This window comes from Tsukamurella sp. TY48, from assembly GCF_019656655.1.
Taxonomy (GTDB): domain Bacteria; phylum Actinomycetota; class Actinomycetes; order Mycobacteriales; family Mycobacteriaceae; genus Tsukamurella; species Tsukamurella strandjordii.
The window spans coordinates 1724582-1742875 of sequence record NZ_BPMV01000001.1; the positions used below are offsets into that span (position 1 = coordinate 1724582).

Here is an 18294-nt window from a genome sequence, read left to right on the forward strand (position 1 = left end):
TCTCGGCAAGGTGTTCCTCACGCTCGCCGGTGTCCGCACCCACGTGGTGGTCGACGATCCGATCGGCCCCGTCACCGGGCCGCCGGTCGTGCTGTCGTCGGGCCTGGCCGGCAACTGGTTCGACTGGGACGCCTGCACCGAGCTGCTGACCTCGGGCCGCACGGTGGTGCGCTTCGACCGGCCGGGCTACGGCCTCTCCGATCCGTGGCCCGAGGGCGAGGTACCCACGATCGACTCCGAGGTCACCCGGATACGGGACCTGGTGGACGCCTTGGGAATCGACTCCGCCGTCCTGTGCGGCCACTCGATGGCCAGCTTCTACGTGGAGGCCTTCGCCCGCGAACACCCGCAGCGGGCCGCGGGCCTGGTGATCCTGGACGGCAGCGTCGAGGAGTCACCCCGCTGGGTACTCCCGGGCAACCTCCGCGAGGACCTCGTGCTCAAGTCGGCCGATGTCGCCGCGGCCGCCGGACTGAACCGGATCGCCCCGACGATGCACCGCCTGTTCGTCGATTCGGAGCCGCCCGAAGAGCACGCGGAGATCCTGTCGTCGGAGAAGTACCTGCGCGCCGCACTCCTGGAGAACGGTCAGTACCCCGTGATCGCGCACGAATTGGTGGACGTTCGGCAGCGGTACCCGTTGCGGGCCGGCATGCCGGTCACGGTCGGGGCGGCGTACACCGGTAAGCCCACCCCGTGGGCGGCGTCGTGGCTCCGGCAGCAGCGCGGCTTCGCGGACCGGTTGCACGCCCGGTTCGCCGTGATCGCACCCAGCGGGCACCACGTGATGGTGGAGCAGCCCGCGCAGGTGGCGGCGCTGATCCTGGACTCGACTCCGGCCTAGCCGACGCCGAGCAGGCGCAGTTCCGCGGGCGTGACCAGCCGCTCGCCGTCTTCGGCGAGGAGGCTGCGCTTGCGCAGGTTCCGCAGTCGGTAGATCGTCCGGGTTCCCAGGTTGACGGGGCGGCGGTGCTGCTTCACTGCGAATCTCCGAAGATCGTGTCTGTCGATGCGGAACGGTTGGTTACAGATAGTGTATTGCCTGATGCGGGGAGCGTCCAGTGGTCACTCCCCGTTCGTGACAGCCGTTACAGCCACGGGCCGGGATCCTTCTCGGGACCTGCGCCGCACGCACGGTTAGGCTGAGCGGGTTCCGTCCCATTGTTGCGTTCGCACATCTCTCGAGGAGTACCGTGTCCGATCTTGACGATCTGCTCAAGTCCATCCCGCTCGCCGATATCGCGGCTCAGCTCGGCGTCTCGCAGGACGTCGCCTCGGAGGCCGTCAACCAGACGGTGCCGACGCTGCTGGCCGGCCTGCAGGCGCAGGACACCACCGAGGCCCCGACCGATCTCGCGCAGGCCGCCGACAACGGCAACGGCCAGCAGATCGTGTCCAGCCTGTTCGGCGATAAGACCGACGATGTGGCCGCCGCCGCTGCGGCTCCGCTCTCGTCGGGCGTCACCAACGATCTGGTCAAGCAGCTGCTGCCGATCCTGGCTCCGATCGTGATCAGCTTCGTGATGAAGAAGCTCTCCGGCGGCACCGCCGCGCAGCCGCAGCAGCAGCAGGCCCCCGCGGGCAACGGCGATCTGCTCGGCAGCATCCTGGGCAACATGATCGGCGGGGGCAACACCTCCGGCAACGCCGGCAATGCCGCGGGCAACGTGCTCGGCGGCATCCTGGGCGGACTGCTGAACCGCAAGTAGCCCCACGCACGACGAAGGCCGGTACCCCGCGGGGTACCGGCCTTCGTCGTCGCGGTCTCAGCGCTGCGGTGCAGCGGTGGGCACGATCGGCGCGGGCAGCGCCGACTCGCCCATGAGGAACCGGTCGACGGCGGCCGCAGCGCTGCGGCCCTCCGCGATGGCCCACACGATCAGCGACTGGCCGCGGCCGGCGTCGCCCGCCACGAAGACGCCCGGCACGGTCGACTGGAAGTCGTCGCCGCGCGCCACGTTGCCGCGGTCGCTGTACTCGACGCCCAGCTTGTCCAGGAGATCGTCGCGCTCGGGGCCGACGAAGCCCATGGCGAGCAGGACGAGATCGGCCTCGATGGTGAAATCGGTGCCCTCGACCTTCTCGAAGCGGCCGCCCTCCATCTTGACCTCGTAGGCCTTGAGGGCGGTGACCTTGCCGTCCTTGCCCAGGAACTCCTCGGTGCTCACGGAGAACACCCGCTCGCCGCCCTCTTCGTGCGCCGAGCTGATGCGGTACATCAGCGGGTAGGTCGGCCACGGGGTCGACTCGGCGCGCTCGCGCGGCGGGACCGGCATGATCTCGAACTGGTGCACCGTCTCCGCGCCCTGGCGCAGCGAGGTGCCGAGGCAGTCGGCACCGGTGTCGCCGCCGCCGATGATGATGACCTTCTTGCCCTTGGCGTGCAGGGGCGGCAGTCCGTCCTCGTCGACCACGTCGTCGCCCACCGCGGCCCGGTTGGCCCAGGGCAGGAACTCCATGGCCTGGTGGATGCCGTCCAGTTCGCGGCCGGGGATCGGCAGGTCGCGCCACAGGGTGGCGCCGTTGGCCAGGACCACGGCGTCGTAGTCCTCGCGCAGCTGCTCGACGGTCACATCGACGCCCACGTTGACACCGGTCTTGAAGATGGTGCCCTCGGCGTTCATCTGGGCGAGGCGGCGATCGATGTGCCGCTTCTCCATCTTGAACTCGGGGATGCCGTAGCGGAGCAGGCCGCCGATCCGGTCGGCGCGCTCGTAGACCGTGACGGTGTGGCCGCCGCGCGTGAGCTGCTGCGCCGCAGCGAGACCCGCGGGGCCGGACCCGACGACGGCGACCTTCTTGCCGGTCAGCTTGGTGGGGTGCTCGGGCGAGACCCAGCCCTCGTCGAAGGCGTGGTCGATCAACTCGACCTCGACCTGCTTGATGGTGACGGGGTCCTGGTTGATGCCCAGCACGCACGAGGCCTCGCAGGGTGCGGGGCACAGCCGCCCGGTGAACTCCGGGAAGTTGTTGGTCGCGTGCAGGCGCTCGATGCCGTCGCGCCAGCGGTCCTTGTAGACCAGGTCGTTCCACTCCGGGATCAGGTTCCCGAGCGGGCAACCGTTGTGGCAGAACGGGATGCCGCAGTCCATGCAACGGGAGGCCTGCTTGCGCAGCGTGCCGCCGTCGAAGGGCTTGTACACCTCGTTCCAGTCCAGCAGGCGGAGCGGAACCGGCCGGCGCACCGGCAGCTCGCGCGAGTTGTTCTTCAGAAAGCCCTGGGGATCAGCCACGAGCGGCCTCCATCACTGCGTCGTCGATGTTGCGGCCGTCCAGTTCGGCACGCTTGATGGCGGTGAGCACGCGCTTGAAATCGCGCGGCATCACCTTGGCGAAGAGCTGGCGCTCCCGAGCCCAGTTGGCCAGGATCCGTTCCGCGATGGCGGAATCGGTGGCCTCGTAGTGCTTGGTCACGGTGGCGCGCACGAACTCGATATCGGTCTCGTCGAGCGATTCGAGCTCCACGAGCTCGGTGTTGAGGTCGCGCTCGAACTGGCCGTCGGCGTTGTAGACGTAGGCGATGCCGCCGCTCATGCCCGCACCGAAGTTGCGTCCGGTATCGCCGAGCACGATCACCCGGCCGCCGGTCATGTACTCGCAGCCGTGGTCGCCCACGCCCTCGACCACGGCGACCGCGCCCGAGTTGCGCACCGCGAACCGCTCGCCCGCCTTGCCGCGGAGGAAGACCTCACCCGCGGTGGCGCCGAACAGGATCACGTTGCCCGCGATGATGTTGTCCTCGGCCACGAAGCCCTCGGGGGCGTCCTGCGCCGGGCGCACCACGATGCGGCCGCCGGACAGTCCCTTGCCCACGAAGTCGTTCGCATCGCCCTCGAGCCGCAGCGTGATGCCCTTCGGCACGAAGGCGCCGAAGCTGTTGCCCGCGCTGCCGCGGAAGGTGATGTCGATGGTGTCGTCCGGAAGACCCTCGGCCCCATAGGCCTTGGTGACCTCGTGTCCGAGCATCGTGCCCACGGTGCGGTTGACGTTGGAGATCGCCGACTGGATCGACACGGGCGCGCCGGTGTCGATCGCCACCCGGGCCTGCGAGATCAGCTGCTGGTCGAGCGCCTTCTCCAGCCCGTGCTCCTGCGTCTGCGAGCAGTACGGGTCCTGCTTCATGAACGGCGAATCGACCTGCGCCAGGATCGGTGCGAGATCGAGCTTGCCGGCCTTGGCGCCACCCCAATGCTGCTGCGCCGCCTCGGTGTCGAGCACCTGCGACTGGCCCACGGCCTCCTGCAGGGTGCGGAAGCCGAGCTCGGCGAGCAGCTCACGCACCTCCTCCGCGATGTACAGGAAGAAGTTCTCCACGAACTCCGGCTTGCCGGTGAACCGGCGCCGCAGCACCGGGTTCTGGGTGGCCACGCCCACGGGGCAGGTGTCCAGGTGGCACACGCGCATCATGATGCAGCCCGAGACCACCAGCGGCGCGGTGGCGAAACCGAACTCCTCGCCGCCGAGCAGGGCGGCCACGACCACATCGCGGCCGGTCTTGAGCTGACCGTCGACCTGCACCACGATCCGGTCGCGAAGACCGTTGAGCAGCAGCGTCTGCTGGGTCTCGGCCAGGCCGATCTCCCAGGGGGCGCCGGCGTGCTTGACCGAGGTGAGCGGGGTGGCACCGGTGCCGCCGTCGTGACCGGAGATGAGCACCACATCGGCATGCGCCTTGGAGACGCCCGCGGCCACGGTTCCCACGCCGATCTCGGAGACCAGCTTCACGTGGATGCGGGCCGACGGGTTCGCGTTCTTCAGGTCGTGGATCAGCTGCGCCAGATCCTCGATCGAGTAGATGTCGTGGTGCGGCGGGGGCGAGATCAGGCCCACACCGGGCGTCGAACCGCGGACCTCGGCGACCCACGGGTACACCTTGTGCGGGGGCAGCTGGCCGCCCTCGCCGGGCTTGGCACCCTGCGCCATCTTGATCTGGATGTCGGTGCAGTTGCTCAGGTAGTGCGAGGTCACACCAAACCGGCCCGAGGCCACCTGCTTGATCGCCGAACGGCGGAAGTCGCCGTTCTCATCGGGCGTGAACCGCGCCGGATCCTCGCCGCCCTCACCGGAGTTCGAGCGACCGCCGAGACGGTTCATGGCGATGGCGAGGGTCTCGTGCGCCTCCGCCGAGATCGAGCCGTAGCTCATGGCACCCGTCGAGAAGCGCTTGACGATCTCGCTGGCGGGCTCCACCTCGTCGATGGAGATCGACGGGCGATCGCTCCGGAAGCGGAACAGGCCGCGCAGCGAGGCGAGCCGCTCGCTCTGGTCGTCCACCAGCTTGGTGTACTCCTTGAACACCTTGTACTGCCCGGTGCGCGTCGCGTGCTGGAGCTTGAAAACGGTGTCCGGGTTGAACAGGTGGTATTCGCCCTCGCGGCGCCACTGGTACTCGCCGCCCACCTCGAGCTCGCGGTGCGCGAGCTCCTCGGGGCGGTCGTTCATGGCGCGCTTGTGTCGCGCGGCCACATCGGCGGCGATCTCGTCCAGGCCGATGCCGTCCAGCTGGCTCTGCAGGCCGGTGAAGAACTCGTCGACCACGTCCTGCGCGAGGCCGATTACCTGGAACAGCTGGGCGCCGGTGTACGAGGCCAGGGTGGAGATGCCCATCTTCGACATCACCTTGAGCACGCCCTTGCCCGCGGCCTTGACGTAGTTCGCGTTGAGCTTCTCCAGCGGGATGCCGTTGAGCTCACCGCGCAGGTGCATGTCCTCGATCGTGGCGAAGGCCATGTACGGGTTCACCGCTGCGGCACCGCATCCGATGAGCGCGGCCATGTGGTGCACCTCGCGGGCGTCACCCGACTCGACGATCAGGCCGACCCTGGTGCGGCTGCGCTCGCGCACCAGGTGGTGGTGCACGGCGGCGGTCAGCAGCAGCGACGGGATCGGCGCCATCAGCCGGTCGGAGTTGCGGTCCGACAGGATGATCAGGCGCGCGCCACCGGCGATGGCCTCGGAGACCTGCGTGCGCACGGTGTCGAGCGCCTCGCGCAGGCCCTTGCCGCCCTCGGCCACCGCGTACAGGCCGGGGATCACCACGGACCGGAACTCGGGCAGGGTGCCGTCGTCGTTGACCTTGACCAGCTTGATCAGCTCGTCGTTGTTGAGGATCGGCTGGTCCAGGTGGATCTGGCGGCAGCTGACGGGCGTCGGGTTGAGCAGATCGGACTCGCCGCCGATGGTGCCGCCCAGGCTGGTGACGATCTCCTCGCGGATGGCGTCCAACGGCGGGTTGGTCACCTGCGCGAAGAGCTGCTGGAAGTAGTCGAACAGCAGGCGCGGGCGCAGCGAGAGCACGGCGACGGGGGTGTCGGTGCCCATGGAGCCGATCGCCTCGGCGCCGGTCTTCGCCATCGGCGTCAGGAGCAGGTTCAGCTCCTCGGTGGTGTAGCCGAACATCTGCTGGCGCTGGGTGACCCGATCGTGCGGCATCACCGGGTGCGGACGGTCGGGCAGCTCCGACAGGCGCAGCAGGCCCTCGTCCAACCAGTCCTGGTAGGGCTCGGCCGCGGCCAGCTCGTCCTTGATCTCCTTATCGGAGACGATGCGGCCCTGCGCGGTGTCCACCAGGAACATGCGGCCCGGCTGCAGGCGGGTCTTGAAGACCACGTCGCTGTGCGGGATGTCGAGCACGCCGACCTCCGAGCCGAGGACGACGAGGCCGTCCTTGGTGACCCAGATGCGCGACGGGCGAAGGCCGTTGCGGTCGAGCACGGCGCCGATCACGGTGCCGTCGGTGAAGCACACCGAGGCGGGTCCGTCCCAGGGCTCCATGAGCGAGGAGTGGTACTCGTAGAAGGCGCGGCGTGCGGGATCCATGTCCTGGTGGCGCTCCCAGGCCTCCGGGATCATCATGAGCACGGCGTGCGGCAGGCTGCGGCCACCGAGGTGCAGCAGTTCGAGGACCTCGTCGAAACGCGCGGTGTCCGATCCGCCCTCGGTGCAGATCGGGAAGATCTTGTTCTCGGCGTCGGCGCCGAAGACGGTGGGGTCGAGCAGCGACTCGCGCGCCCGCATCCAGTTCTCGTTGCCGCCGACGGTGTTGATCTCACCGTTGTGGGCCACGCGGCGGTACGGGTGGGCCAGCGGCCAGCTGGGGAAGGTGTTCGTGGAGAACCGCGAGTGCACCAGGCCCAGAGCCGATTCCACGCGCTCGTCCTGCAGGTCCTCGAAGAAGCCGCGCAGCTGCGGGGTGGTGAGCATGCCCTTGTAAACGAAGGTCTGGCCGGACAGCGAGGGGAAGTAGACCGACTCCTCGCCCTGCGAGCCCGCGCCGGCACCGTCGGTGCCCAGCTCGCGCTCGACCCGCTTGCGGATCACGAAGCAGCGGCGCTCGAGGTCCATCCCGGACAGCGGCGCACCCTCGGCGTCGGTGCCGGCGATGAACACCTGGCGCATGGTGGGCATGGCGTCGCGGGCCAGGGCGCCCAGCGAGCCGTCGTCGGTGGGCTGATCGCGCCAGCCGAGCACCGTCATCCCCTCTTCGGCGACGATGCGCTCGACGCCCTCGGCCGCCTTGCCGGCCTCGGCGGAGGCCTGCGGGAGGAAGGCGATACCGGTGGCGTACGCACCCTGGTGCGGCAGCTCGAAGTCGACGACCTCGCGGAAGAAGCGGTCGGGGACCTGGATCAGGATGCCCGCGCCGTCGCCCGTGTTCGGCTCGGCACCGGCGGCACCACGGTGCTCCAGGTTGACCAGCGCGGTGATCGCCTTATCGACGATGTCGCGGGATTTGCGGCCGTGCATGTCCACCACGAAGGCGACGCCACACGCGTCGTGCTCGTTCGCGGGGTGGTACAGCCCCTGCGGACCCGGGGGGACGAAACGGCTCATCGAATACCTGCCTTAGCGCAGCGCCTCACGGCGGAACGGTGGAAATGAAGGTTCGGTGACGGCATACGTCACCTCAGGCATCGTTGGCTGTACCCGAAACGATAGTTTCCCGGGGCTCTATCACCAAATGAAAGGCCATCCTAACCGGCCTTGACCTGGGGGTTTCGGAAATCTTCGGCGTGCACCGGGAACCACGCCGATCTCGCTGAGCGTGCGCGTCACGTCCCCGGACCGAGGCCGAGGGCCGTTGCCGGCCGCGCGGACCGGTGTTACGTTGAATCTATCCCCCCGGGGGGATATCTTCCGCTTCGGCGGATCCGTTGCCCTCACGTTCTTCTCATCCGCACCACCAGCTCGGAGGCAGTCGATGAACACCGAAGCGCCGCCCGCGATCACGATCTGGCTCGACCCCGTGTGCCCGTACTCCTGGTCCACGGCCCAGTGGCTGCGCGACGCCACCGGCGACACCGCCGCGGTGCGCTGGGAGCAGATGAGCCTCGCGATCCTCAACGAGGGCCGCGACCTGCCCGAACGGGCCCGAGCCCGGATGCGCGACTCCCGCACCGCCGGACGCCTGTTCGCGCGCCTGTCGCAGACGCTGGACCACGACCGGAGGTGGGAGGCACTACGGGCCTTCACCCGTAGCTACCACGAGGACGGCCGGACGCTCGACGACGAGCTGGTCGCGGCGCTGCAGGCGCAGTTCGGCGGCCCGGTCGCTCAGGGCACCACCGCCGAATCCCTCGACGCCGCGGTCCTCGAATCGCACATCCGCAGCCAGGACGCGGCGGGCGGCACCGGCGGAAGTCCCCTGATCGACCTGGGCGGGAAGGTCTTCCACGGCCCGGTACTGACCGCGGTCCCCGAGCCCACCGCCGGACGAGAACTCCTCGCCGCCCTCGACACCCTCGCCGCGGTGGACGCCTTCGCGTCCGTCCAGCGGCTCCACCCCGCATCCACACCACCGAGCAGTGACCGGAAGGAAAGTGAGCGAGAATGAGTACGAAGCGAATCGTCATCGCCGGCGCCGGAATCGGCGGGCTCAGCGTGATCAAGGAACTGCGGGAGTCCGGCGTCGCCCTCGACGATGCCGAGATCACCCTGATCGATGAGAACTTCGAGCACTACCTCGGTTTCACCCTGCCCTGGGTGATGCGGGGGTGGCGCACCGCGGACAGCATCCCCATCCGCCCCTCGGAGGCCGGCCTCGCGGGGATTCGGACGATCCGCGCCACGGTGACCGGGGTCGACGCCGCGCCGAAGGAAGTGGTGCTGGACGACGGTGAGCGGGTGCCCTTCGACGCCCTGGTGCTGGCGCTGGGCGCGCGCAACGCTCCGCACCGGGTCCCCGGACTGCAGCAGGCCGTCGACGCCGGAATCGCGGTGCACTTCTACGCCACGGCCGACGCGGAACGCGCCCACCGGGCGCTGTCCGAGTTCCCCGGCGGGCGCCTGGTCTTCCTCGTCGCCTCGATGCCCTTCCGCTGCCCCGTCGCGCCGTACGAGGGCGCCTTCCTGGCCGCGGATCTGCTGGCCGAACGCGGGGTGCGCGATCGCACCGAGATCGCCGTGTACACGCCCGAACCGCAGCCGATGCCCTCCGCCGGTCCCGATGTGGGTCTCGAACTGGCACAGCACGTCCGGGACGCCGGGATCGGCCTGCACCCGCTGCACCAGGTCACGGAGGTGGACGCCGCGGTGAAGTCGGTGCGCTTCGCCAACGGCGGGAGCGCTCCGTTCGATCTGCTCGTCTTCGTGCCGCCGCACGAGCCTGCGCTATCGCTGGACGGGGCGGGATGGATCCCCGTCGACCGCGCGAGCATGGGCACCGGACACGACGGGATCTGGGCGATCGGCGATCTGTCCTCCGTCACCTCGCCCACCGACCGACCGCTCCCGAAGGCGGCGATCTTCGCGAAGAACGGTGCGGCCGCCGTGGCCCGGAACGTGCTGCACCACCTCGGACTCGACGATGCGACGGCCGCCCTGTCGGGGCTGGGGTACTGCTACATCGACACCGGCGCCCACGAATCCGCCCGCGGCCAGGGCGATTTCTTCGCCGAACCGCACCCCGATGTGACGCTGACACCCGCATCCGTACAGCTGCACGAGGAGAAGATGCACGAAGAGCAGCAGTGGCGGTCGTACTGGGAGTGAGCCCGTCGCGATCTGAGACATGATCGGGACACGGCCGGGGCTCGACGGGGACGAGCCCGGGACGGAGCGCGCCGATGCTGGTCGCATGGCACCGTCGAAACCACTCCCCCGGATCGTCTTCGCCGTCGGTCTCGCCGCGCTGCTCGCGGTGGGCGGCTGTGGATCCACCACCCTTCCCGGTGTGGGCACGCCCGCGGGACCTGCCGCCGGCGGTTCGGACGGCACCCCGAGCGGTCCGCTGGGGGCCGCCGACGGCGTGCTGCCGGACAGCATCTCCGTGGACACCGATACGCCCGCCATCACCAAGCTCCAGCCGGAGCTGCGCCGGGCCTTGCAGGCGGCGGCGACGGCGGCGCGGGACGACCGGGGCGTGGAGATCCGGGTGACCTCGGGCTGGCGCTCAGCGCGGTACCAGCAGTCGCTCTACGACGATGCGGTCAGGAAGTACGGATCGGAGGCCGAGGCCCGGCGTACGGTGGCGGACGGGGCGACCTCCGAGCACGTGCGCGGTGAGGCCGTCGATGTGGGACCGACCGATGCCGCCGACTGGATGACCCGGTTCGGCGAGGACTACGGGCTGTGCCGCGTGTACGCCAACGAGATGTGGCACTTCGAGGCCAAGACGGGCGGGCAGTGCGCCCCGATGGTGGACGACGCCGCATCGCGCTCCCGATGACCCAGCCGGACAAGGGCTCCGGTACCAGCGGAGCCGGTACCGGAGCCCTTCACAGCCGGCCCTGCGACCGGATGGGATCTACGTCGGCGAGCAGAAGCTCAGGACCGGCGCGACCGCCGCGAGGCAGAAGACGCCGGCGGCGTTGTTCTGCTGGTACTGGGTCTGACCGGGGTTGGCCCGCTCGGTCCAGTCGAGCGCCTGCTTGGTGCGGGCCGGCTGCACCGAGTAGTCGGAGAGCTTGAGGTTGAAGGTGGTTCCGACCGAGACCTGGATCTTGCCGAGCGTCACGGGGATCGATCCGCCGGGCTGGATGTCGTTCTTCAGGGTGATCACCTTGTCGCGACCGTTCGCGGTGAGCAGGGTGACCGAGTACCCCTCGGTGTCGCCGAGAGCCACGTTGCCGAAGTTGTTGGAGCTCAATACGAACTGGGTTCCGGCCGGCAGCACCTGCGCGCGCTGCGCCTGCCCGGCGTTCGCATCGGCCCGATCGGCCACGTTCCTGATGGTGAATCCGTTGTCCTTGCCGATCGCCGACGCCTGCGCGGTGACCTCGACGAGATCGACACTGTTCGCGCCGCCACCCGAGGGATGCGGCTTGGGCGATGCCGATGCCGCGCCGGTGGCACCGAGAAGCGAGAGCGAGACGCCTGCGGCGACTCCGACCATGGCCGCGACGGACCTGGTGACCTGAGTATTCACGGTAGAGCCTTTCGTTGAGGGAGACGCTCGGACACATACTGTGAGCGGGGCCACAGTGACCCGCTCGCCAGTGAGTCTGCATTCGCAAACTAACGAAAAGAAGAAACGCCTCATGGCCATTGGGTGTTGTTATTGCAAACAAACTTAACCGGCAACGCCCTTTGTGCTATCGCCGGGGGCGGAACCGCTTCGGCCGCCTCAGTGTCCGTGGCGCTCAAGGCGTGTCAGACGCCAGCGCTCCATGAGATCCGGGAGTTCCGTGAGCACGAACTCGAAGAAGTCACGCATCACCGCCACACGCTCGGCCGCCGGACCGCCCTCCGGAAGCTCTTTGAGCCCGTCGTCGGCCACGGTGAGCCACCGCTCCAGAATGGGATTGCGCGAGGTCAGCGCTTCGTACCAGATGTCGTCACCCAGCTCGATGAGGCTGTGCCGCGAACCCGGGACGTGCGATTTCCGGATCATGCCGGCCTGTTCGAGGTAGCCGACCGCACCGGACACGGCGCCGGCCGACACCGAGAGCTGCTTCGCGATCTGCGACGGGGTCAGCGCACCGTCCGGCGAGGCGAGCACCGCGGAGAAGACCCGGGCCGCCATCCGTTGCATTCCGGCCTCGACGAGGGCGGCTGCCATGTTCTCCACGAAGTTCGGCGCGTCCACAGACGCAGAATATACAGTGTTCTGACACTTCACAAACTTCTGAAATGGGTATAGCGTCGCCGCTATGACCAACGATGTCATCCGCGCCGAGGGCCTGACCAAGACCTTCGGTAGCGCTCACGCTCTCAACGGCCTCGAACTCCACGTCCGCCCCGGGGAGGTACACGCCTTCCTCGGCCCCAACGGCGCGGGGAAGTCGACCACCATCCGAATCCTGCTCGGCCTGCTCAAGAAGACGGACGGCACCGTCGAACTGCTCGGCGGTGATCCCTGGCGCCAGGCCCCCGAGCTGCACCGTCGGCTCGCCTACGTGCCGGGCGATGTGACCCTGTGGCCCAACCTGTCCGGCGGCGAGATCATCGATCTCCTGGGCCGGCTGCGCGGCGGCATCGACGAGGCGCGCCGCGACGAGCTGCTCGACCGCTTCGCCCTCGACCCCACCAAGAAGGCGCGCACCTACAGCAAGGGCAACCGGCAGAAGGTGGCACTGGTCTCCGCCTTCGCCGCGCGGGCCGAACTGCTGATCCTCGACGAGCCCACCTCGGGCCTCGATCCGCTGATGGAGGAGGTGTTCACGCAGTGCCTGGAGGAGGAGAAGGCCAGGGGCGCTTCGATCCTGCTGTCGAGCCACATCCTCTCCGAGGTGGACCGGGTGGCTGACGCCGTGACCATCATCAAGGACGGCGCCACCGTGGAGACCGGCACGCTCGCCTCGCTGCGTCACCTCTCGCGCACCCGGGTGGAGGCCACCGTCTCCCAGCCGACGGATCTGTCGGGCACCGCGGGCGTGCACGATCTGCAGGCCGACGGCGATCGACTGTCGTTCAGCGTGGACACCGCCGACCTCGGCAGCGTCCTCGCCCGATTGGCGGCCGGCGCGCCGACCTCACTCACCAGCCGCCCGCCCACACTGGAGGAGCTGTTCCTGCGGCATTACGACACGGCCGAACAGGGCGCTCGATGACCGGGCTCGGCGCCACCCTGCGGCTGGTGGTGCGGCGCGACCGCATCCAGCTGGTGGTGTGGCTGTTGCTGTACGTGGCGATGGCGGCCTCGGCCTATTCCACCGCGAAGACCAACTACACCGACCAGGCCGCACTCGACTCGGCCGCGCGCGCCGCGAGCGAGAACCCCTCGCTCGTCGCGATGTTCGGCCCGGTGTACTCCGCCACCGTCGGCGCCGTGGGCATGATCAAGATGGTGGTGATGATGGCCGCCGCGCTCGGCCTGCTCACCGGCCTGCTGGTGATCCGGCACACCCGTGCCGACGAGGAATCGGGGCGGCGGGAAATGCTGGGCGCCTCCGCCATCGACCGCATCGCACCGCCCCTGGCCGCGCTCATCGAGTCCGTCGTGCTCAGCCTGGCGATCGGCGTGCTCAGCGCGCTCACGCTGATCGGCATGGGCGCCGACGCACCCGGAAGCCTGGCCTTCGGGGCGCTGTGGGCCCTCGCCGGCATCGTCTTCGCGGCCTTCGCCCTGCTGTGCGCGCAGCTCACCGAAGGCGCCCGCGCCGCTCGCGGGTTGTTCGCCGTGGGACTGGGCGCCGCCTACCTGCTGCGTGCGGTGGGCGATGTCTCGGTGCTCCGCACGGACGGCACCCTGCCCGCCGAACCGGGCTGGGAGTCCTGGCTCTCGCCGCTCGGCTGGTCGCAGCAGATGCGCCCCTTCGCGGACGACCGGTGGTGGCCCGTGATCCCGCTGCTCGTGCTCACCGTGGCGCTCGCCGCGATCGCGCTGCGCATCGCTGCTCAGCGCGACCTGGGCGCCGGGATCATCCCGGTGGGACGGGGCCGGGCGCACGCCGGTCCCCTGCTCGGCTCCGTCGAGGCGCTCACCTGGCGGCTGCATCGCGGCCAGCTGATCGGCTGGACGGTGGGCATGCTCGCCGTGGGTGCCGCTTTCGGCGGAATGGGTTCGGCGATCGACTCGCTCGCCGGGAACGAGGGCACCCGCGAGATGCTGGAGCGCCTCGGCGGATCCGGCTCGAACCTGCTCGACATCTTCTTCGGTGCGGAGTTCTCGGTGATGGGCATGGCCACCGCCGCGCTCGGCATCTCCATCGTGAACACCGCGTGCTCCGAAGAGCTTTCCGGACGCGCCGAGTACCTGCTCGCCGGACCGGTACGGCGGCTGCGCTGGTACGCCTCCCACCTCACCGTGGCGGTGATCGCCACCTTCGTGGCCACCGCCGCACTGGGCCTGGGTGTCTCGCTCACCGCCGGACAACAGCTGATCGGTCCCGCGCTGGGCGCACTGCCCGCGGTGTGGGTCCTGACGGCCATCGCCGCGCTGGCCGGCGCGATCTCCGCGCAGTGGTCCGCGGTGGGGTGGGTGGCGCTGGCCCTGTGCGTGGTGATGATGGTGGCCGACGTCCTGCGCCTGCCCGACTGGGTCTCGAAGCTGTCGCCGTTCACGCACGTCGCCACGCAGCCCGGTTCCCCGCTCATCACCGGCACCACCGTGGCCCTGATCGCGATCGCCGCGGCCGGCCTGCTCGCCGCGGCCTTCTCCGAATCGCGACGCGATCTGGCGGCCTGATCGATGACCACGTCCGCCGGCGCCGGTGCGCTCCTGAGAGTGCGATCACGCGAAAAGCCCTGCAAATGACTACTGACCGCAGCGAGCGAGTCAGCTGCGGTCAGTGCACTCTCAGGATAACAGGAGAGTTGCGATCATGCATATATCTCATCGCGATCTTTTTGTCATGTCTTTATTTCGTTGTGATCACAACGTTTCAGGAGAGCGCGGCCCGCGGGATACGCGGCCAGCGCGGCCGGCATCGAGCCCGGCCGCCCGGACTCCAGGACCGCGATCACCGCGCCGAGCCGGTCCGGTCCCCCGGGCTCCACACCGAGCCGTCGCAACACCTGCCGAGCCACCGGTTCCGGTGAATCGAAGACCGTGAGATCGCGTCCCGTGCGCTCCCGCAGGGCCGCCACGATCTGCTCCCGCACCAGCCCGTAGTGCGTGCACCCGAGCACCACCGACTCGATGTCCTCGGGGGTCGCCGCCGCGGCCGCGGACACCGCCGCGGACACCCGGCCGAGATCGCCGGAGTCGATGGCCTCGGCCAGCCCGTAACAGGGAATCCGATGCGCCAGTGCCGGATCGGCGAAGGCGTCGATGAGCGAGGTCTGGTAGTCGCTCACCGTGGCCGCGGCGGTGGCCCACACCGCGAAGGGACGCCCCGTCGACCCCGCGGGACGGATCGCGGGCACCACCCCGATCACCGGCACCGCGGGCTCGAACCGGGCCCGCGCCGCCTCCAGGGCGTACATCGATCCGGTGTTGCAGGCCACCACGATCGCGTCCACGTCGTAGCGGGCGGCGGCCCCCGCCATGGCCACGATGCACTCGGAGATCCGCTCGGGCGGCAGCAGGCCGTAGGGCATGTTGTCGGGATCGCGGGCCAGCACCAGCTCGGTATCGGGGCGCAGCCGCGACAGGGCGTCGGCGTAATTGACCATCCCGAAACCGGAGTCGATCACCGCCACGCGCATGGCCCAGAGTTTAGCCGCGGAACCAGGTCCGGAAGACGGTGGTGGCGCCGTCGCGGCGGTAATCCACATCGCCGCCCAGCAGCCGTGCGTTGTCCCGGGCGATCGCGAGCCCCAGGCCCGCACCGCCGCCGACGGTCCGCGAGCGGGCGTCCTGCACCTTGTGCAACCGGTCGAAGACCAGGGCCTCGTGCCCGGGCGGCACACCGTCGCCCTGATCACGGACCTCGACGACCGCGCCCGGCTCGCCCTGCTCCGGCGCCCACGGTCCCACCCGCACCGACACCGGCGCGGCGCCGTGACGCAGCGCATTACCCACCAGGTTCGTGACCACCGCGACGACCCGTCGCCGGTCCGTGTTCACCCACAACTCGGCCGGGCCGCCGACCCGCACCGAGTTCCACCCCCGTGCGTCGAGCGCCGAGCGCACCGCCCCGACCAGCTCGAACCGTTCCGCCCGGACCTCGGCGACACCGGCGTCGAGCCGGGTCATCTCCAGCAGATCGTCGAGCAGCTGGGCCAACCCGTCGACCTCGGTGGCCACCATCCGTGCGGCGCGAGCGAGATCGGGATCGTCGCCCGACTCCGCCGCCATGGCATCGGCCTCCTCGCGGAGCACCTCCGCGGCCGGGACCAATGCCGCGAGCGGGCTGCGCAACTCGTGCGAGACATCGCTCGCGAAGCGGCGCGAGCGCTCGTCCTGGCGGCGCAGCACATCGAGCGATTCGTTCTGCCGGTCGAGCATGCCGTTGAAGTTCTGCGACAGTTCCCGCAGCTCCGCCATCGAGGTCTCCGGCAGGCGCACCGTCGCATCGCCACCGGCCACCGCGGCGGCCACGTCCTGGACCCGTCGCAACGGGCGGGTGACCGCACGGGCCACGAGCACCCCGGCGATCGCGCCGAGCACCGCGCCGCCCAGCGTCGCGAGCGCCACGAGGCTCATCAGTTGCCGCAGGCGTTCGTTCACCCCCTCCAGGGGCTCCACCGCGAAGACCATGTACGGATGTTTGTTCGAGCTGTGCCCCACCAGAACCCGGCCGTCGTCCAGCCGCTGGAAACGATAGGTGCTACGCACCTGCCGCAGGTAGTCGTCCATCGACTGCGGGATCAGTCCGGGCGGCACCTCGCCCGCCTGGAGGACGGTGCCGTTGAGGTCGACGACGCGATAGGTGGACGACACGAATTCCAGGGTCGGCCGCTCATCGAAGGTGTCCATATCGTGGCGGAACGTGGTGAGCACGGCCTGCTGGGCGTCCTCGTACACCCAGTCGCGCACCACGTAGGCGACGGAGGCTCCCGTCACCGCCGCCGTGAACGCCGTGACCAGCACGATGATCACCAGCAGGCGGACCCGGAGGCTCTTGATCATCTCCCCGCCCGGAACCGGTAGCCGAAGCCCCGCACCGTCTCGATGCAGCTCGGCTCGTCCGGACGATCGACCTTCGGCCGCAGCCGCAGGATCGCGTTGTCCACCAGGCGCGAATCACCGAGGAAGTCCTGATTCCACACCAGGGTCAACAGCTGCTCGCGGCTGAGCACCTGCCCGGGGTGATCGGCGAAGACGTACATGAGGCGTTTCTCGGTGGGGGTCAACGGAAGCGGCTCACCGTCGCGCAGCACTTCGGCCGCCGCGCGGTCCACCGTCAGGCCGGACGAGGTCACCACGGCGGGTGGCGCCTCCTCGTCCTCCACCTGCTCGACCGCGGGCGCGCTGCGCCGCAGCGCGGCCTTGATCCGGGCGTCCAGGACCCGCGGACTCACGGGCTTGACCACGTAATCGTCTGCGCCGGATTCGAGTCCCGCCACCGTGTCGATGTCGTCCGCGCGGGCGGTGAGCATGAGGATCGGCACCTGGCTGGTGCGGCGGATCCGGCGGCACACCGCGAAACCGTCGTCGCCGGGCAGGCCCACGTCCAGGATCACCGCATCGGCGGCGGCCACGTGCTCCTCGAGATCGTCGGGCGCACCCGCGAGGTGTTCGACGGTGTGGTCGAGCCGCCGCAGGGACAAGGTCAGCGCATCGACGATCGCCGGATCATCCTCGATGAGCAGCAGTTTGACCACCGACGGGCCTCCTCAGAATCGTCTCCGCACTCCACGCCGCGCTGTAGGTGCGCACCGCTCCCGCGGCGCACGCGGCCACCAACCACGCCCCCAGCACATCACCCGGGCGGTGCCATTGCAATGCAACGACGGCGAAGGACGCGACCGCGCCCACCCCGAAGGCGTACAGCAGGACGAGCGTGCGCAGCGCCGAGGGCGCGCAGATCACGGCCACCGCGGTGAGCGCGGCGAAGACGGCGACGGTGTTCGACGGAAACGAATTGAGGGCCGGGCCCACACCGAACGACGGACGGTCCAGCAGGGCCTTGAGCACGTAGGCCCCGCCGAGCGTGAGGCAGACGATCGCGCCCGCCTCGACGACGGTGCGCAGCGAGCGGTTCGCGGCGAGCAGGATGGCGACGGCGGCGAAGCCGATCATCAGGAGCGGCATCTGCGCATCGCCGAACCAGCCGGAGGTGGGGATCTGCACGCCGAAGACGGCGGAGATGCGGACCATGAGCTGGTTGTCGATGTACTGGCCGGACTGGGTGCCCACCACGACGAGGTAGAGCGCGGCGAGGCCCAGGAAGGACGCGGCGGCCACACTGGCCGCTGCCCAGAGGCGGGGGTTGAGGAGCATGACTTCAGCCTCCGGCGCGGAGGTCCCGCGTCGGCCGCGTCCGCGCCTCATCCGTGTCACAACTCTGTCACAGTAGTCGTTCCGAA

General features: G+C 69.6%; 16 protein-coding genes. 7 read left to right on the forward strand and 9 right to left on the reverse strand.

Annotation, left to right across the window (positions count from 1 at the left end):
- Positions 1–10 precede the first annotated feature (10 nt).
- The gene (locus TTY48_RS08385; RefSeq protein ID WP_220657061.1) at positions 11–844 is read left to right on the forward strand and encodes an alpha/beta fold hydrolase; all 834 of its coding nucleotides are present in this window, start codon (positions 11–13) and stop codon (positions 842–844) included.
- Here TTY48_RS08385 and TTY48_RS08390 read toward each other — a convergent pair.
- Positions 841–981: a hypothetical protein gene (locus TTY48_RS08390; RefSeq protein ID WP_220657062.1), complete on the reverse strand. Its 141-nt coding sequence runs from the start codon at positions 979–981 to the stop codon at positions 841–843. The genes TTY48_RS08385 and TTY48_RS08390 overlap by 4 nt on opposite strands.
- Positions 982–1193: 212 nt before the next feature.
- Between TTY48_RS08390 and TTY48_RS08395 the strand changes: the two genes are divergently transcribed.
- Positions 1194–1709, forward strand: a complete 516-nt coding sequence (locus TTY48_RS08395; RefSeq protein ID WP_220657063.1) for a DUF937 domain-containing protein — start codon at positions 1194–1196, stop codon at positions 1707–1709.
- A 57-nt stretch (positions 1710–1766) separates the two neighbouring features.
- On the opposite strand, the gene TTY48_RS08400 is transcribed toward TTY48_RS08395, so the two are convergent.
- Positions 1767–3233: a glutamate synthase subunit beta gene (locus TTY48_RS08400; protein ID WP_220657064.1), complete on the reverse strand. Its 1467-nt coding sequence runs from the start codon at positions 3231–3233 to the stop codon at positions 1767–1769.
- The gene (gene gltB, locus TTY48_RS08405) at positions 3226–7833 is read right to left on the reverse strand and encodes a glutamate synthase large subunit (protein WP_220657065.1); all 4608 of its coding nucleotides are present in this window, start codon (positions 7831–7833) and stop codon (positions 3226–3228) included. Before gltB ends, TTY48_RS08400 begins: the two co-directional genes overlap by 8 nt.
- 367 nt (positions 7834–8200) lie before the next feature.
- On the opposite strand from gltB, the gene TTY48_RS08410 reads away from it, so the two are divergent.
- From TTY48_RS08410 to TTY48_RS08420, 3 genes are read left to right on the forward strand one after another with little or no spacing between them, the layout of a single operon-like run.
- On the forward strand, positions 8201–8833 hold the full coding sequence (locus TTY48_RS08410; RefSeq protein WP_220657066.1) for a DsbA family protein: 633 nt from the start codon (positions 8201–8203) through the stop codon (positions 8831–8833).
- Positions 8830–9990 (forward strand): NAD(P)/FAD-dependent oxidoreductase, encoded by a 1161-nt coding sequence (locus tag TTY48_RS08415; protein ID WP_220657067.1) that lies wholly within the window; start codon positions 8830–8832, stop codon positions 9988–9990. Before TTY48_RS08410 ends, TTY48_RS08415 begins: the two co-directional genes overlap by 4 nt.
- 19 nt (positions 9991–10009) lie before the next feature.
- Positions 10010–10666 carry a M15 family metallopeptidase gene (locus TTY48_RS08420; RefSeq protein ID WP_255585586.1) on the forward strand — a complete coding sequence of 219 codons (657 nt, stop codon included), beginning with the start codon at positions 10010–10012 and terminating at the stop codon, positions 10664–10666.
- Between the two features lie 78 nt (positions 10667–10744).
- On the opposite strand, the gene TTY48_RS08425 is transcribed toward TTY48_RS08420, so the two are convergent.
- Both TTY48_RS08425 and TTY48_RS08430 read right to left on the reverse strand, forming a co-directional pair.
- Positions 10745–11365, reverse strand: a complete 621-nt coding sequence (locus tag TTY48_RS08425; RefSeq protein WP_220657068.1) for a hypothetical protein — start codon at positions 11363–11365, stop codon at positions 10745–10747.
- Between the two features lie 198 nt (positions 11366–11563).
- Positions 11564–12025, reverse strand: a complete 462-nt coding sequence (locus tag TTY48_RS08430) for a GbsR/MarR family transcriptional regulator (RefSeq protein ID WP_220657069.1) — start codon at positions 12023–12025, stop codon at positions 11564–11566.
- 64 nt (positions 12026–12089) lie between these two features.
- Here TTY48_RS08430 and TTY48_RS08435 point away from each other — a divergent pair, with 64 nt between their 5' ends.
- The gene (locus tag TTY48_RS08435; protein WP_220657070.1) at positions 12090–12989 is read left to right on the forward strand and encodes an ABC transporter ATP-binding protein; all 900 of its coding nucleotides are present in this window, start codon (positions 12090–12092) and stop codon (positions 12987–12989) included.
- Complete coding sequence (locus tag TTY48_RS08440) at positions 12986–14566, forward strand: ABC transporter permease (protein ID WP_220657071.1); 1581 nt, start codon at positions 12986–12988, stop codon at positions 14564–14566. Before TTY48_RS08435 ends, TTY48_RS08440 begins: the two co-directional genes overlap by 4 nt.
- 164 nt (positions 14567–14730) lie before the next feature.
- Here the strand turns inward: TTY48_RS08440 and TTY48_RS08445 are convergent, their stop codons facing one another.
- Genes TTY48_RS08445 through TTY48_RS08460 form a run of 4 tightly spaced genes read right to left on the reverse strand, consistent with a single transcriptional unit; the run spans position 14731 to position 18208 of the window.
- On the reverse strand, positions 14731–15528 hold the full coding sequence (locus TTY48_RS08445; RefSeq protein ID WP_220657072.1) for a glutamate racemase: 798 nt from the start codon (positions 15526–15528) through the stop codon (positions 14731–14733).
- Positions 15529–15538: 10 nt separating this feature from the next.
- Positions 15539–16894: a cell wall metabolism sensor histidine kinase WalK gene (locus tag TTY48_RS21460; RefSeq protein WP_220657073.1), complete on the reverse strand. Its 1356-nt coding sequence runs from the start codon at positions 16892–16894 to the stop codon at positions 15539–15541.
- The gene (locus TTY48_RS08455; protein WP_220657074.1) at positions 16891–17589 is read right to left on the reverse strand and encodes a response regulator transcription factor; all 699 of its coding nucleotides are present in this window, start codon (positions 17587–17589) and stop codon (positions 16891–16893) included. The genes TTY48_RS21460 and TTY48_RS08455 overlap by 4 nt, the downstream gene beginning before the upstream one ends.
- On the reverse strand, positions 17561–18208 hold the full coding sequence (locus TTY48_RS08460) for a phosphatase PAP2 family protein (RefSeq protein WP_220657075.1): 648 nt from the start codon (positions 18206–18208) through the stop codon (positions 17561–17563). Before TTY48_RS08460 ends, TTY48_RS08455 begins: the two co-directional genes overlap by 29 nt.
- Positions 18209–18294 lie beyond the last annotated feature (86 nt).